Origin of the sequence: Streptomyces sp. NPDC015661 (assembly GCF_043077765.1) — a bacterium.
In the GTDB taxonomy this organism is placed as follows: Bacteria; Actinomycetota; Actinomycetes; order Streptomycetales; family Streptomycetaceae; genus Streptomyces.
In genome coordinates this window covers 287451-301205 of record NZ_JBIBST010000001.1, presented here as the reverse complement: position 1 = coordinate 301205, position 13755 = coordinate 287451, and the positions used below count along the sequence as shown (strand labels likewise).

Annotated in this window: 14 protein-coding genes and 1 pseudogene; 9 read left to right on the top strand and 6 right to left on the bottom strand. The window is 70.9% G+C overall.

The annotated features are described in order from the left end of the window. Window positions 1–110: 110 nt before the first annotated feature. The 4 genes from ACF07V_RS01415 to ACF07V_RS01400 all read left to right on the top strand — a co-directional run bounded on the left by ACF07V_RS01415 (window position 111) and on the right by ACF07V_RS01400 (window position 2893). Window positions 111–557: a winged helix-turn-helix transcriptional regulator gene (locus tag ACF07V_RS01415; RefSeq protein ID WP_392150850.1), complete on the top strand. Its 447-nt coding sequence runs from the start codon at window positions 111–113 to the stop codon at window positions 555–557. Window positions 558–959: 402 nt separating this feature from the next. Continuing rightward, window positions 960–1478 carry a MarR family winged helix-turn-helix transcriptional regulator gene (locus ACF07V_RS01410; protein WP_392151356.1) on the top strand — a complete coding sequence of 173 codons (519 nt, stop codon included), beginning with the start codon at window positions 960–962 and terminating at the stop codon, window positions 1476–1478. A 165-nt stretch (window positions 1479–1643) separates the two neighbouring features. Next, complete coding sequence (locus ACF07V_RS01405; RefSeq protein WP_392150849.1) at window positions 1644–2450, top strand: MBL fold metallo-hydrolase; 807 nt, start codon at window positions 1644–1646, stop codon at window positions 2448–2450. Window positions 2451–2473: 23 nt separating this feature from the next. Continuing rightward, on the top strand, window positions 2474–2893 hold the full coding sequence (locus tag ACF07V_RS01400) for a nuclear transport factor 2 family protein (protein WP_392150848.1): 420 nt from the start codon (window positions 2474–2476) through the stop codon (window positions 2891–2893). 119 nt (window positions 2894–3012) lie between these two features. On the opposite strand, the gene ACF07V_RS01395 is transcribed toward ACF07V_RS01400, so the two are convergent. Then, window positions 3013–3579, bottom strand: a complete 567-nt coding sequence (locus ACF07V_RS01395; RefSeq protein ID WP_392150847.1) for a Uma2 family endonuclease — start codon at window positions 3577–3579, stop codon at window positions 3013–3015. A gap of 230 nt (window positions 3580–3809) precedes the next feature. Between ACF07V_RS01395 and ACF07V_RS01390 the strand changes: the two genes are divergently transcribed. Next, the gene (locus tag ACF07V_RS01390) at window positions 3810–5828 is read left to right on the top strand and encodes a thioredoxin domain-containing protein (RefSeq protein ID WP_392150846.1); all 2019 of its coding nucleotides are present in this window, start codon (window positions 3810–3812) and stop codon (window positions 5826–5828) included. A 74-nt stretch (window positions 5829–5902) separates the two neighbouring features. On the opposite strand, the gene ACF07V_RS01385 is transcribed toward ACF07V_RS01390, so the two are convergent. Continuing rightward, complete coding sequence (locus ACF07V_RS01385; RefSeq protein ID WP_392150845.1) at window positions 5903–6310, bottom strand: rodlin; 408 nt, start codon at window positions 6308–6310, stop codon at window positions 5903–5905. 93 nt (window positions 6311–6403) lie between these two features. Continuing rightward, window positions 6404–7444 (bottom strand): LCP family protein, encoded by a 1041-nt coding sequence (locus tag ACF07V_RS01380; protein ID WP_392150844.1) that lies wholly within the window; start codon window positions 7442–7444, stop codon window positions 6404–6406. Window positions 7445–7619: 175 nt separating this feature from the next. Here ACF07V_RS01380 and ACF07V_RS01375 point away from each other — a divergent pair, with 175 nt between their 5' ends. Next, on the top strand, window positions 7620–7769 hold the full coding sequence (locus tag ACF07V_RS01375; protein ID WP_392150843.1) for a hypothetical protein: 150 nt from the start codon (window positions 7620–7622) through the stop codon (window positions 7767–7769). Window positions 7770–7850: 81 nt separating this feature from the next. Here ACF07V_RS01375 and ACF07V_RS01370 read toward each other — a convergent pair whose 3' ends face one another. Next, entirely contained in the window at window positions 7851–8261 is a 411-nt protein-coding gene (locus tag ACF07V_RS01370; RefSeq protein ID WP_392150842.1) for a rodlin, read from the bottom strand. 222 nt (window positions 8262–8483) lie between these two features. Here ACF07V_RS01370 and ACF07V_RS01365 point away from each other — a divergent pair, with 222 nt between their 5' ends. After that, window positions 8484–8894, top strand: a complete 411-nt coding sequence (locus tag ACF07V_RS01365) for a rodlin (RefSeq protein ID WP_392151355.1) — start codon at window positions 8484–8486, stop codon at window positions 8892–8894. Between the two features lie 188 nt (window positions 8895–9082). Beyond that, complete coding sequence (locus ACF07V_RS01360; RefSeq protein ID WP_392150841.1) at window positions 9083–9316, top strand: chaplin; 234 nt, start codon at window positions 9083–9085, stop codon at window positions 9314–9316. Between the two features lie 67 nt (window positions 9317–9383). Here the strand turns inward: ACF07V_RS01360 and ACF07V_RS01355 are convergent, their stop codons facing one another. Both ACF07V_RS01355 and ACF07V_RS01350 read right to left on the bottom strand, forming a co-directional pair. After that, entirely contained in the window at window positions 9384–10640 is a 1257-nt protein-coding gene (locus ACF07V_RS01355; RefSeq protein WP_392151354.1) for an FAD-dependent oxidoreductase, read from the bottom strand. Between the two features lie 26 nt (window positions 10641–10666). Next, window positions 10667–11974: an ATP-grasp domain-containing protein gene (locus ACF07V_RS01350; protein ID WP_392150840.1), complete on the bottom strand. Its 1308-nt coding sequence runs from the start codon at window positions 11972–11974 to the stop codon at window positions 10667–10669. 155 nt (window positions 11975–12129) lie between these two features. Here ACF07V_RS01350 and ACF07V_RS01345 point away from each other — a divergent pair. Further along, window positions 12130–13284: pseudogene (locus ACF07V_RS01345) on the top strand (glycoside hydrolase family 26 protein); the annotation flags it as partial. Between the last annotated feature and the right edge of the window lie 471 nt (window positions 13285–13755).

Below are 13755 nucleotides of genomic sequence, written 5' to 3'. Positions count from 1 at the left end.
TTCACCGCGCACCTCCAATTCTTACGACTTGTTCGTAACGCCATGGTGGACCAGTATGGAAGGCGGCACAAAAGGCACATCCGTGTGCGTGCCGGAGAGGAATGTGCGTGATGGAACAGACCCGCGAAGCGGCGGCGGCCGGCGGAACGCAGACGGTCGGGGCGGCGGCAATCGGGCCGTGCGCGGCGATCCCCGCCGAGCACATGGCCTTCATCCGCGAGGTCCTGGACCGCGTCGGCGACAAGTGGAGCCTGCTGCTGATCGCCGTCCTGGAGTCCGGCCCGCTGCGCTACACCGACCTGCAGCGCCAGGTCCCCGGGATCTCCCAGCGCATGCTCACCCTCACCCTGCGCCAACTCCAGCAAGACGGCCTGATCTCCCGCACCGCCTACGCCGAGGTGCCCCCGCGCGTCGAGTACGCCCTGACCCCGCTGGGCCGCGGCCTCCACGAGATCGTTACGTCACTGGTCGGCTGGGCCGCCGCCCACCACGACGAGATCCGCGAGCATAGAGCCCGCGCGGCTGCGGGGCAGTCGAGCACGGGCGCAGGCGCCTGAGCCGCTGAAGGCCGTCTCTGACGACAGTGAACCCACAGCGACCTGGCCCCCCCCATCAGGTAGCCGCGTGTAGGGGAATTCCCACTGGCCACAGGGCCTGATGACGTCAATCACTGCGGACATCCCGCCGTCGGTGCTCACATCGCCCTGATGATCACGCGATTCCAGCAGAGAATCGACCGCTCGTCGCGGGCACCTGGATGAGGCCGGGCAACCGCCTGGTTTCAGCCGCTGTGCTCGCGCAGAAGTTCGATCATGTTGTGGACCGACCGGGACGTGGTGGGCGGCGTCGCATCGCCCGCGGTCGCCTGGACGGCTCTCCTCGGTCGGACGGCGCACAAAAAGCCGGGCGGACCCGCGGTGGGGGTTGTGGTCGCCTGGCCGGGAGTGGTGTGGGGCAGGATGGCCGTGAGTGCTGTGAGAGGAGTGGTGGTGGATTCGGTGATCGGGTCGGCGCGGGAGGCTGCGGACGACGGACGCGTGCTGGCGTTCGGGCGGCTGCTGGGGGCGGCGTCCCGGTTGGAGCACATCCTGGGGCGGGCGATCGAGGAGGAGTGCGGGATCAGCCACGTGGTCTTCGAGGTGCTGCTGATTCTGGGCCGACACGGTGAGCCGGGGCTGTCGATGCGGGCGATCGGCCGGGAGCAGGTGCTGACGACGGGCGGGGTGACCCGATTGGTGGACCGGATGGAGGCGGCCGGGCTGGTGGAGCGGACGGATGATCCGTCCGACCGGCGGGGACGGCTGGTGCGCCTCACGCCACTGGGCGAGGAGACGGCGGTGCGGGCCGCTCGGGTGCACGTGGTCAACGTCCAGCGGTTCTTCCTCGATGTTCTCCCGGAGGAGGATCGGGGCCGGTTCGCGGAGGATCTGCGCGTCCTCAGTCACAGTGCCCGTGACGCGCTGCCCCCGCTGCGGTGATGTCACCCTGACGGCTGCCCGCGTTGGCGCGTGGGCTGCGGTCCGGTCAGGGTCGGATCGGGGGTCGGTTTCGATTGCCGTCCTCGGAAATATCTGACTGCGCAGTTACTGTTGTCTCAGGTAACTCGTCCGCGTCGGCGAACACCGCACCCTGAGGAGACCCACGTGAGCAGCCTCGACTTCACCGTCTTCGACCTGGATTTCCCGGTCGGCTCCAAGAACAAGACCGCGACCCTGGTCACCGGCGAGAACGACGCGCTGCTGGTCGACGCCGGCTTCACCCGCGCGGACGGGCATCGCCTGGCCGCCGCCGTCCTGGACTCCGGCAAGAAGTTGACGACCGTGTTCGTCAGTCATGGCGACCCGGACTTCTACTTCGGCGCCGAGGTGATCGCCGACGCCTTCCCCGACGCGGTGTTCGTCGCCACGCCGATCGTGATCGAGCACATCGAGCACTCCTACCAGGGCAAGCTGAAGGCGTGGGAGGTGCTGGGGGCGAACCTGCCGACCCGCCTGGTGGACCTCAAGCCGCTGACCGGAGGCCTGGCACTGGAGGGGCACCGCTTCGAGCTGAAGGGCGGCCCTGCCGCGCTGCCGGACCGCCACTACCTGTGGCAGGCCGAGCAGCGCGCGATCCTCGGCGGGGTGCTGCTGTTCCAGCGGGAACACGTCTGGGTCGCCGACACCGCCACCGCGGAACAGCGCGCCGCGTGGATCGCCCTGCTGGACGAGATGGCCGCCCTGAACCCGCGCCTGGTCGTGCCCGGCCACCGGCTGCCCGGCACCCCGGCGGATGCCAGCGCCATCGCCGACACCCGCGAGTACCTGACCTCGTTCGAGAAGGAACTCGCCCAGGCCGCCGACGGCGCCGCCCTGACCGAAGCCCTGGTCAAGCGCTACCCCGATCACGGCATGCTGATCGCGGCGCAGATCGGTGCCAAGGTCGCCAAGGGCGAGATGAAGTGGGGCTGACGGAAATGACTCATCGCCAGACCATGAGCACCACTGCGGACTTCGCCACCTCCACCGCTCCTGCCGACGTGGTGCGCCGCCAGTACCTGGCCTCCGCCGCCGGCGACCTGGAGGCCCTGCGCGCCACGCTCGCCCCCGACGTGGAGTGGACGGAGATGGCCGGCTTCCCTCTCGCCGGCACCTACCGCACCCCCGACGGCGTCACGGCGAACGTCATGGAGCAGCTCGGCAAGGAATGGGACGACTGGACCGCCCACGACGACACCTACGTCGTCGACGGCGACAACGTCGTCGTCCTCGCCCGCTACACCGCCACCAACAAAGCCACCGACAAGCCCGTCGACGTCCGCGTCGCGCATCACTTCGTGGTCCGAGGCGGACTCATCGTCCGCTTCGAGCAGTTCGTCGACACCGCCCTCGTCCGCGACGCCATGACCGCCTGACCGGCACCGCATCGCCGTCGCCGAAGCTGCCTGCCTCGTCGGAATCGTCTTCCTCACCCGAGCCGAGTCAGCCCTGCGCCGCACTCTGCTCTACGCGCTCGCCGTCAGTTCCCAGGCCCTTACATGGCCCCAAGATCGACCGTGATCGAGAAAGGCGCGGCGACCTTCACCGTGCCGGTGAACATCTCGCCGTCCCGGTAAGCCTTGGTGGCGGGATCGAGAACGTAGGTGTAGACGATCGGGACACCGGTGGCGGCCTGTTCGACCCGCCAGTAGAAGGGGATGCCGGCCTTGGCGTACTGGTCCACCTTCACGACCCGGTCGGTGGTCTCCGAACCGGGCGACACGACCTCGACGACCAGGAGCACGTGCTCGGGTCGGGTGGGCGTGAGGTCGATGGTGTCCGCCCGGTAGACGATGACGTCCGGACGGCGGTTGGTGAGCGGCACGTCCTGCAGGCGGACGTCGAAGTCCGTGTCGGCGTTCCAGTCCGGGCCCGCGGCGGCGTCCAGGGCATTGGCCAGGAGCCGAGCCAGCCGGTTGTGCCGCTTGGAGGCGCTCGGGCTCACGACGACCATCCCGTCCACGATCTCGATGCCGGCGCACTGTTCCTCGGACCAGGAGTCGTACTGCTCCGCGCTGATCTGCGTGTGCATCCAGGCGGGCGCCACCATCTCGGCGGACATGGAGTACCTCCTTCGAGGATGCGGTGCTGCCCGACTCAGCGTACTGCCCGCTTCCGGTCGGGCACCGGCTTTGGGTCGGGGCAGAACCTCCAGCGTCCGCAGGGCGACCTGGGCGTAAAGGGGCGATCCGCATTCACCACGTGATGGCGCATGAGTGCAAATCGGCCAAGTAGGGCGGGGGCTTGCGGGCCGAACCGGCAGGGCCGTGTCGGCGTGAGAGGCTGGGTCGTATGAACCGGTTGGCTGGTATGACCTCGCCTTATCTGCTTCAGCATGCTGACAATCCGGTCGACTGGTGGCCGTGGGGACCTGAGGCGTTCGAGGAAGCGAAACGGCGCGATGTACCCGTTCTGCTGTCGGTCGGATACTCTGCGTGTCATTGGTGCCACGTCATGGCGCACGAGTCCTTCGAGGACGACTCCACCGCCGCCCTGGTCAACGACCACTTCGTCGCCGTCAAGGTCGACCGCGAGGAACGCCCCGACGTCGACGCCGTCTACATGGAGGCCGTGCAGGCCGCGACCGGCCAGGGCGGCTGGCCGATGACCGTCTTCCTCACCCCGGACGCCGCCCCCTTCTACTTCGGTACGTACTTCCCGCCGGAGCCCCGGCACGGCATGCCGTCCTTCCCGGAGGTCCTGGAGGGCGTCAGGGCCGCCTGGGCCGACCGTCGCGGCGAGGTCGACGAGGTCGCGGACCGGATCGTGAAGGACCTCGCGGGCCGCTCCCTGGCCTACGGCGGCGACGGCGTCCCCGGCGAGGAGGAGCTCGCGGGGGCCCTCCTCGCCCTCACCCGCGAGTACGACGCGACCCGCGGCGGCTTCGGCGGCGCCCCCAAGTTCCCGCCGTCGATGGCCCTGGAGTTCCTGCTCCGCCACCACGCCCGTACGGGCTCCGAGGGCGCCCTCCAGATGGCCGCCGACACCTGCGAGGCGATGGCCCGCGGCGGCATCTACGACCAGCTCGGCGGCGGCTTCGCCCGCTACGCCGTCGACCGGGCGTGGGTTGTGCCCCATTTCGAGAAAATGCTCTATGACAACGCCCTTTTGTGCCGTATTTACGCGCACCTGTGGAAGGCCACCGGCAGCGACCTGGCCCGCCGGATCGCCCTGGAGACCGCCGACTTCATGGTCCGGGAGCTCCGCACCCCCGAGGGCGGCTTCGCCTCCGCGCTCGACGCCGACTCCGACGACGGCAGCGGCAAGCACGTCGAGGGCGCCTACTACGTGTGGACCCCCGCCCAGCTCACGGAGGTCCTCGGCGCGGAGGACGCCGCCCTCGCCGCCGCCCACTACGGCGTCACCGAGGACGGCACCTTCGAGGAGGGCAGCTCCGTCCTCCAGCTCCCGCGCGAGGCGGGCCCGGCGGACGCCGACCGGATCGCCTCGATCGCGGCCCGGCTCCTCGCCGCCCGCGAGGAGCGCGAGCGCCCGGGCCGTGACGACAAGGTCGTCGCCGCCTGGAACGGCCTCGCGATCGCCGCCCTCGCCGAGACCGGCGCCCTCTTCGACCGACCCGACCTGGTCGAGCGCGCGACCGAGGCCGCCGACCTCCTCGTCCGCGTCCACATGGACGAGTCGGCCCGCCTCACCCGGACGTCCAAGGACGGCCGGGCCGGCACCAACGCGGGCGTCCTGGAGGACTACGCCGACGTCGCAGAGGGCTTCCTCGCCCTCGCCGCCGTCACCGGCGAGGGCGCCTGGCTGGAGTTCGCCGGCTTCCTCCTGGACCTCGTCCTCGACCGCTTCACCGCCGAGGGCGGCGCGCTCTACGACACGGCCCACGACGCCGAGACCCTCATCCGGCGCCCCCAGGACCCCACCGACAACGCCACCCCGTCCGGCTGGACCGCCGCCGCCGGAGCGCTCCTCTCGTACGCGGCGCACACCGGCTCCGAGGCGCACCGCGCCGCCGCCGAGGGCGCCCTCGGCGTGGTCAAGGCCCTCGGCCCGCGCGCGCCCCGCTTCATCGGCTGGGGCCTGGCCGTCGCCGAGGCCCTCCTCGACGGGCCCCGCGAGATCGCCGTCGTCGGCGACCCCGCCGACCCGGCCTTCCGGGAGCTGCGCCGTACGGCCCTGGCGGCGACCACGCCCGGAGCGGTCCTCGCCACCGGAGCCCCCGGCGGCGAGGAGTTCCCGCTCCTGAAGGACCGGCCGCTCGTGGCCGGGTCACCCGCCGCGTACGTGTGCCGTCACTTCACCTGCGACGCGCCGGTCACCGACCCGGCCGAGCTGCGCCGGAAGCTCTGACCCCGGAACGGGGACGGCCCCGCGGCCCCTCGGAGGAGGGGCGGCGGGGCCGCGCCGTGGCCGGGCGCCGTGGCTCAGCTGTTGCCGGCGCCGTTGCCGGAGAGCACCGGGATGTCGCTGAGGATGTGCGACAGCGGCTCGTCACCCTTGGCCTGGGTGGAGTTCTCGGTGCACTGCTGGTTCTGCGGGGAGGACAGGACGTTGATGTCCTGGACGGCGATCGGGATCGCGCCGACGATCGAACCGGCGTTGACCTTGGCCGGCAGCCCGATGCACGGCTTGTTCAGGGAGCCCTGGACGAGCGCGAACTGCGGGCTCATGTCGCCGTAGGTCGCGGAGTTGCCGAACTCCTGGTGCGCGCCGTTGCCGGACAGCGAGGTGGTGCCGCCGTCGTCGGCGATGGCGAGCGCCTGCCCGGCGCCGGCCGCCGTCGCGCCGAGGACGGACGCGGCCACGGCAGCCGTCGCGAGGAGCTTCTTCATGGTTCAGGCCTTTCGGATACGGGCCGCTGAGTGGCGAGCCGTGCTGATCAACTGGCCGGTGGCCCGGAGGTTCCGGGAAGTCCACCGGACGGACTACGGGCAGATGAGCGATGACCCCGTGTCCGGCCGGTACGTGGCGGCCGGGATCTCGCTCGGCGTGACGGCCGTGCCGGCGGGCAGCGGCCGGTCCTCGGCGAGCCGCCCGAAGACCTCCGCGGCCCCTTCGCCGTCCCAGCCGACCGTGGACCCGACGCCCTCGATGTCCGGGTTGAAGCCCCGGATGGGTACGGTGGCGAACTCCGTACGCTCCGGGGGCAGGTCCTTCAGGTGCGCGGCGAGCGTGAGGAGCTCGGCCGTGGAGATCCCCCGCTCGGTCGCCGCCGTCCCGCGCAGGGTCGCCGCGAAGGCCTTCAGCAGCTCCGGGTCGTCGAGGATCCCGTCGTGGAGCCGGCGCAGGGTGTTCACCACGAACTTCTGCTGCTTCCGGATGCGGCCGAAGTCCATCTGCCCGTCGGCCTTCCGGGACCGCACGTACTGGAGCGCCTCGCCGCCCGCGACCCGCTTCGTCCCGGGCTGGAGGTCGATGCCGGTGGAGGGGTCCTTGAGCGGCTGCTCCGTACAGACGGGCACCCCGCCGTCGACGCGGTCCACGGTGTCCATGAAGCGCCGGAAGTCGATCTCCAGGTAGCGGTGGACCGGCAGCCCGGTCATCGACTCGACGGTCTCCACCGCGAAGGCGGAGCCGCCCTCCGCCCAGGCGTTGTTGATCTTCGCCGGGTGGGCGGGGTGCACCTGACCGGTGCGCCGGTCGCGGTGCCCCTCCGGGAAGGAGGCGAGCGAGTCGCGCGGCAGGCTGACGACGTCGACCCGGTCGTTCGCCGCGGAGACGTGCACGAGCATCATCACGTCCGTGCAGTCGCACTCCTTCCCGCCGAGATGGAAACGTTCCTTCTCCTGCTCGGTGACCCCCTTGCGGCTGTCGACGCCGACGACCAGGAGGTTCAGCCCCTTCTCCGGGGCGGGGAGCCCGGTGGGGGCGGCCGCGAGGGCGCCGGGGGCGAGGGCGGCGAGGGCGGCGAAAGCCGCCCCGGCGAGCAGCGGACGGCGGGCGGACCGTGGGCGCGGGAATTTCATGCCCGCACCGTATTTTCGACCCCCTCGTACACAGGTACGCGACGCGACATGAACAGGACGAATCACTCTCCTGCTCCGCCTGTGTAATGATGCGGGAATCGCAGCGGAAGGAGCGAAAATGGCGCCGGATCCCGGAAAATGGGAACGGATGGCCTTCATTCCGAAGAGCCGATATGTGAGCGACCCGCCCCCGGCCGACAGCAATCCGTTCCCCCTCTATTCCGCACTGGTCACCCAGTGGGTACAGGCGGGGCGGGCGGTGCCGGGGATGCCCGACCGGGAGTGGGAGCGCCTGATGGCGACCCCGGTCTGGCCCACCTGGTAGCGGTGGGAACGGGGGAGACGAAAGGGGCCGCCCCGGAGGGCGGCCCCTGACGTGTGAACGTCGTCGTGCTCAGGCGGAACGTCAGCTGTTGCCGACGCCGTTGCCCGACAGGACCGGGATGTCGTCCAGGATGTGCGACAGAGCCTCGTCACCCTTGGCCTGGGTGGAGTTCTCGGTGCACTGCTGGTTCTGCGGGGACGACAGAACGTTGATGTCCTGGACGGCGATCGGGATCAGGCCGACGATCGAACCGGCGTTGACCTTGGCCGGCAGGCCGACGCACGGCTTGTTCAGGGAGCCCTGGACGAGCGCGAACTGCGGGCTCATGTTGCCGTAGGTCTTGGAGTTGCCGAACTCCTGGTGCGCGCCGTTGCCGGACAGCGACGTGGTGCCGCCGTCGTTGGCGATGGCGAGGGCGGGGGTGGCCACGGCGGCGGTGGCGCCGACGATGGAGACGGCTGCGGCCGCAGTGGCCATAACCTTCTTGATCACGGGAGTTCCCTTCTAGAACCGGCTCCGTGCAGGGAGCGACCTGATCAACAGGCCTTCGGACGCCGGGGTTCCGCAGTGTCACCCCCTTGGCGGAGCGCGCGCGGCAGCGCGAAACACGGACACAGTCGAACGAGTGAAGTGCCGGAACCAAAGCCCGCGACCACAGTTGATCCCGTCGCATCAATCAGGTCGATTGGTGGGAACAGGAACGGAATCACCGTGATCAAGAAGATTATGGCGGCTGCGGCTGTGACGGCCTCTGTTGTCGGCGCTTCTGCTGCGGCGGCCTCCCCGGCGCTCGCCATCGCCGACGACGGCGGCACGACCTCGCTCAGCGGCAACAGCGCGCACTCGGAGTTCGGCAACTCCGAGACCAAGGGCGACATGAGCCCGCAGTTCTCGGCCGTCCAGGGCTCGCTGAACAAGCTGTGCCTCGGTGTCCCGGTCAAGGGCAACGTCGGTTCCGTCGTGGGCATCCTGGTCCCGGTCGCCGTCCAGGACGTCAACGTCCTGTCCTCCCCGCAGAACCAGCAGTGCGCGGAGAACTCCACCCAGGCCAAGGGTGACGAGCCGCTGTCGCACCTCGTCGAGGACATCCCGGTCCTCTCCGGGAACGGCGCCTACAACGGCTGATCCGTTCCGCGGGCGACAGGGCCGGAAGGAACGCCACGTTCCCTTCCGGCCCTGTTCCGTACGGGGGGTCGTGCGGGCAATGGGGTGAAACAGCAGGTGCCGGTGTTATTCCGGTTTCCTTTGTGCGGGATGTTCGTTGTGTTGTGTGCCGCGGAAATGCATTCCGCCGAGGAAAGGATCCAGACGAAATGAACTGTAAGAAGGCTGCAGCCGTCGTCGCCGGAATCATCATGGCCATGGGTGTGGCGTCGCCCGCCTTCGCCGACGCGGAGGCGGAGGGCTGGGCCATCGGTTCGCCGGGCGTCCTCTCCGGCAACGTCGTCCAGGCCCCGATCCACATCCCGGTCAACGTCTGCGGCAACAGCGTGAACGTCATCGGCGTGCTGAACCCGGCCGCGTTCAACACCTGCATCAACGCCTGAGTCCCGGCTCTCGCAGGCGCGGAGGGCCGGTCCCGGAAAGCTGCCGCTCCCCGGGACCGGCCCTCCGTCACGCCGTGACCGGCGCCCGCCCGCCCGTACGCGGCCGGCCGGGCGTGCCGGAGCCGGCGCCGGCCCGCAGCCGCTGCCGGACGCCCTTCACCAGCCGCGCCGCCGTGTACTCGGCGCCGAAGACGAACCGCATCGACGGCCCGTACGAAGGGGCCGTGAGCAGACCGGCGAGGAAGAGGCCCGGCCAGGAGGACTCGAAGAGGCCGCCGACCTCCGGGGCGCCGCCCGCGCCGACCCGCCGCAGCGCCCGGCGCAGCGCGGGGGAGAGGACCCCGGCCCGGTCCAGGCTCGGGGTGAAGCCGGTGGCCGCGATCACGTGGTCCGTCTCCAGGACCGTCGTCCCGTCCGGCCCGGCCACGTCGAGCCGCAGCCGCTCGTCCCCGGTCACCCGCGCCGCGGTGATCCGCTGTCCCAGGCGGACGTCGCCGACCGCCGCGAACCGCTCGCGGAGCCACCAGGCGCCCGCCGGGCCGAGCGCCGAGTCGAAGATCCGCTCGCGGGTGGCGGCCGGGAGGCGCCGGAAGATCCCCGGGGTGTCCGCGTACAGCCTGTTCCGCCAGCCGCAGCCGAGACCCGTGTGCGGGGCGCGCAGCGAGGGCCACAGGCCGCGGTCGAGCGCCGGCGGCACCGTGTTCCAGCGCAGCCGGCCGGCCCGGGCGACGATCCGTACGGCTCCGGCGCCCCGCTCGACGAGGAGCGCGGCGGTCTCCAGGGCCGCCTGGCCGGCCCCGACGACGGTGACGTCCCGGCCGGCGAAGCCGTCGAGCTCGCCGTGGTGGCTGGAGTGGGTGACGTACCGTCGGGGCAGTCCCCGCAGCGGCCCGGGGATCTCCAGGAACGGCAGGACACCGACGGCGAGGGCCACCGTCCGGGCGCGCACCGCCTCGCCGTCCTCCGTGCGCAGCTCGAAGCCCCCGGCGGCGGGTAGGACCGAGCCGACGAGGCGCTCGTCGAGCACGGGCACGGTCTGCCTGGCGAACCAGTCGCCGTACGCGGCGAAGAAGCCGACCGGCAGCGGCACGCCGTGCTCGGCGCGGACGCCCCTGGTCGCCGCGTAGGCGTCCAGGCCGTACGCCCCCTCCGGGTCGGAGAGGTGGGACGCCCAGGGCTCCGACTTCAGGAACATGCCGGAGGGCATGGCGTGCCAGGCCTCCATCGAGCGGCCGAAGGCACGGAGGCGCAGCCCGTGGGCCGCGGCGTGGGCGGCCACGGACAGACCGTAGGGTCCGGCCCCGACGACCACCAGGTCGTACATCGACTTCGACATCGCGCCTTCCGCGTTCATCGTGGGGTGAGCTGATCGGTGGGGGTACGGGCCGGGGGCGCCGCGGGTCCGACAGCCGGGCCCGCCCGGCGGGCCACGAGCGCACGGCGCAGCGCCGCCCGTGCCTTGCGCAGCAGATGGGCGAGCCACGCGCCGCCCATGGCGAGCGCGGGCAGGGGATCGTCGGCCGCGAACCAGGCGCACTCGGTCCGCCCCCGCGCGCCGCCGGGCTCGGGCGCGTACCGGCGGCGCGGGGAGGCGAGCAGCGACAGCGCCGCGTAGTTCTCGACCAGGAACCGGCGGCCGTACGCGGGGGAGTGCGGCGGTACGGGGCGGCCGGTGAGGTCTAGGTGCAGCGCCCGGACCACGTCCAGGCCGTCCGGGTCGGTGAAGAGCCGGAACTGGGCGCCGGGCCGGGGGTTGAAGTCCAGCAGGTGGTAGGCGCCGGTCGCCCGGTTCAGCCGGAAGTCCAGGTCGCACACGCCCCGGTAGCCCAGCGCGTCGAGCAGCTCGCGGGCCGTCCGGTCGACGACCGGGTTCGCCGTCCAGCGGCCGGAGGCGGTCAGTCCGGCCCCGTCCGGCCAGGAGCGCTCCTTGCGCCCGGTGGCCCCGGTCGGACAGCGGCCCGCGGAGTCCACGTACCCGTGGAAGAACCAGTCGAGGTCCCGGCCCGCCGGGAGCAGCTCCTGGAGCAGCAGCCGGCTGCCGGCCTCCGTGGTCCGGGCGTACAGCTCCCGCACCTCGGCCAGGGAGCGCACGATCGTGGTGCTCCGCAGCCCGCGGCCGGCCGGGAGCAGCCAGGGCCGGCTCCACTTGGCGACCACCGGAAGCCCGAGCGACCACGCCATGGCGGCGGCCTCGTCGGCGCCCTCGGGGAGTTCGGTACGGGGGTGGGGCAGGCCCAGGTCCGCGCAGGTCTCGGCGAGCGCCGCCTTGTCGGCGACCCGCAGCAGCTGGCCCTCGGTCTGCTCGGGCAGCAGGAAGCGGGGGACGAGTCCGGGGCGGCGGCGGGCGAGCGCGAGGGCACTCACCTCGTCCAGCGGCACCGCGAGCAGGGGATGCGACGGGTCGTCGGTGATCTCCTCGGCGATGCGGTTCAGGAGGGCGGTGAGCGCGGCGGAGGAGTCCGTCCCCGGGCGCTCGCGGGCCGAGCGGAGAAAGCGGGAGCGGGCTACCGGACTGGTGCTCGATTCGATGACGGCGTGGACCGGAATTCCCGCCCGCCCCAGCGAACGGGCGGCGCCGAGCGTGCCGTGATGGAAGGGGTTCCGGTCGAGCCGCACAAGGACGGTGGGGACGCTGGTGTCGAAACGCTGGCGCGGCACGGCATGCCCTTCATCTCGGTGCCCCAACTGGGCGATGAAATCCTCTAATGGACTACGTATCAGATGGAAGCGGAGTTCACGGTCGGCTCATTAGGAATACTTTCTGAGTATCGGATTGACGGACCATCAAATGGCGTAGCCGTGAAGGAGTGGCCATGGCAGCTGGATACCGGAGAACATCGAGAAGATGGTTGGGGGTGTTCACCGCCGGTCTCCTCGCCACGGGCTCGGTCGCCCTCTCGTCCCCCGCCCACGCCACCGAATCCGTGACGACGAAGGACCCCGCACCCACCCTCGCCACCGCCATGGGGGCCTTCCTCGACTCGGGCGATCGCGGTGTCGCCCGCATCGGGCAGCTCGAACGATGGCTCGGCGGCCACGAACTCCGTGTCGGTCACACCTACCTGCCCGGCGACCTCTGGAAGAACATCGAGGGACCCCGCGGCTTCCTCGACGCCTGGGCCGACTGGCGCAACGAGCGCACCGACCGCATGCTCGTCCTCAACGTGCCCATGCTGGAGCGCAACGAGGCCCGCGTCTCCGACCGCGAGGTCCGGCGGCAGCTGCAGCTCGGCGCCGCCGGCTACTTCGACCACCACTTCACGACCCTCGCCGAACGGCTCGTCGAGCAGGGGGCCCTCGACACCGTCATCGTCCTCGGCTGGGAGATGAACGGCACCACCTACACGCACCGGTGCGCCCCCGATCCCGCCGCGTGGAAGAAGTACTGGAACCGGATCGTCACCGCGATGCGTTCCGTCCCGGGCCAGAAGTTCCGTTTCGACTTCAACCCGAGCCGCGGACTCGACGCGATTCCGTGGACCGAGTGCTACCCGGGCGACGACGTCGTCGACATCATCGGGATGGATTCGTACGACCAGCCGTCGGGGAGCAGTTTCGACCGGCACGTCAGCGAACCGTACGGGCTCCAGAAGCAGGTCGATTTCGCCGCCGAGCACGGAAAGCAGATCTCCTATCCCGAATGGGGGCTCTTCCGGAACGGCGACAACCCGGAATACATGCGGCGCATGCTGGACTGGATGAAGCAGCACAAGCCGCTGTACCACACCATCACCGACTACTGTCCGCACGGCGTCTGGCAGTGCGACGACAATCCGCAGTCGTCGCTGGTGTTCCGGCAGGCGCTGTACGGCACGGAACCGGAACTCCCGACGGACCCGACCGATCCGACCGATCCGACGGACCCGACCGATCCGACGGACCCGACAGACCCGACGATCCCTGAGCCGAAGCCTGAGCCGAAGCCTGAGCCGAAGCCGGAACCGAAGCCCGAGCCCAAGCCCGAGCCCAAGCCTGAGCCCAAGCCGGAACCGAAGCCTGAGCCCAAGCCTGAGCCGAAGCCTGAGCCCAAGCCTGAGCCCAAGCCTGAGCCGAAGCCGGAACCGAAGCCCGAGCCCAAGCCGGAACCCAAGCCTGAGCCCAAGCCTGAGCCGAAGCCGGAACCGAAGCCTGAGCCCAAGCCGGAACCCAAGCCTGAGCCCAAGCCCGAGCCCAAGCCGGAACCGAAGCCTGAGCCGAAGCCTGAGCCCAAGCCCGAGCCCAAGCCGGAACCCAAGCCTGAGCCGAAGCCTGAGCCGAAGCCCGAGCCGAAGCCCGAGCCCAAGCCGCAGTGTTGGACCCTCGACCTCGGTTCGTGGGTGGAGCACTGGCTCGGCGGGTCCGTCTGTGTCCCGGAGGGCAACTGGAAGGGCGACGCCGACCTCGGCTGGAAGGACAGCCTGAAGGAGGTCTGGCCCTTCTGACGGCCCTCACGGCGGCGG

Coding starts and splice junctions, on each gene's coding strand:
- ACF07V_RS01415 (WP_392150850.1), top strand. CDS start 111: ATGGAACAGACCCGCGAAGCGGCGGCGGCCGGCGGAACGCAGACGGTC.
- ACF07V_RS01410 (WP_392151356.1), top strand. CDS start 960: ATGGCCGTGAGTGCTGTGAGAGGAGTGGTGGTGGATTCGGTGATCGGG.
- ACF07V_RS01400 (WP_392150848.1), top strand. CDS start 2,474: ATGAGCACCACTGCGGACTTCGCCACCTCCACCGCTCCTGCCGACGTG.
- ACF07V_RS01395 (WP_392150847.1), bottom strand. CDS start 3,579: ATGTCCGCCGAGATGGTGGCGCCCGCCTGGATGCACACGCAGATCAGC.
- ACF07V_RS01390 (WP_392150846.1), top strand. CDS start 3,810: ATGAACCGGTTGGCTGGTATGACCTCGCCTTATCTGCTTCAGCATGCT.
- ACF07V_RS01385 (WP_392150845.1), bottom strand. CDS start 6,310: ATGAAGAAGCTCCTCGCGACGGCTGCCGTGGCCGCGTCCGTCCTCGGC.
- ACF07V_RS01380 (WP_392150844.1), bottom strand. CDS start 7,444: ATGAAATTCCCGCGCCCACGGTCCGCCCGCCGTCCGCTGCTCGCCGGG.
- ACF07V_RS01360 (WP_392150841.1), top strand. CDS start 9,083: ATGAACTGTAAGAAGGCTGCAGCCGTCGTCGCCGGAATCATCATGGCC.
- ACF07V_RS01355 (WP_392151354.1), bottom strand. CDS start 10,640: ATGTACGACCTGGTGGTCGTCGGGGCCGGACCCTACGGTCTGTCCGTG.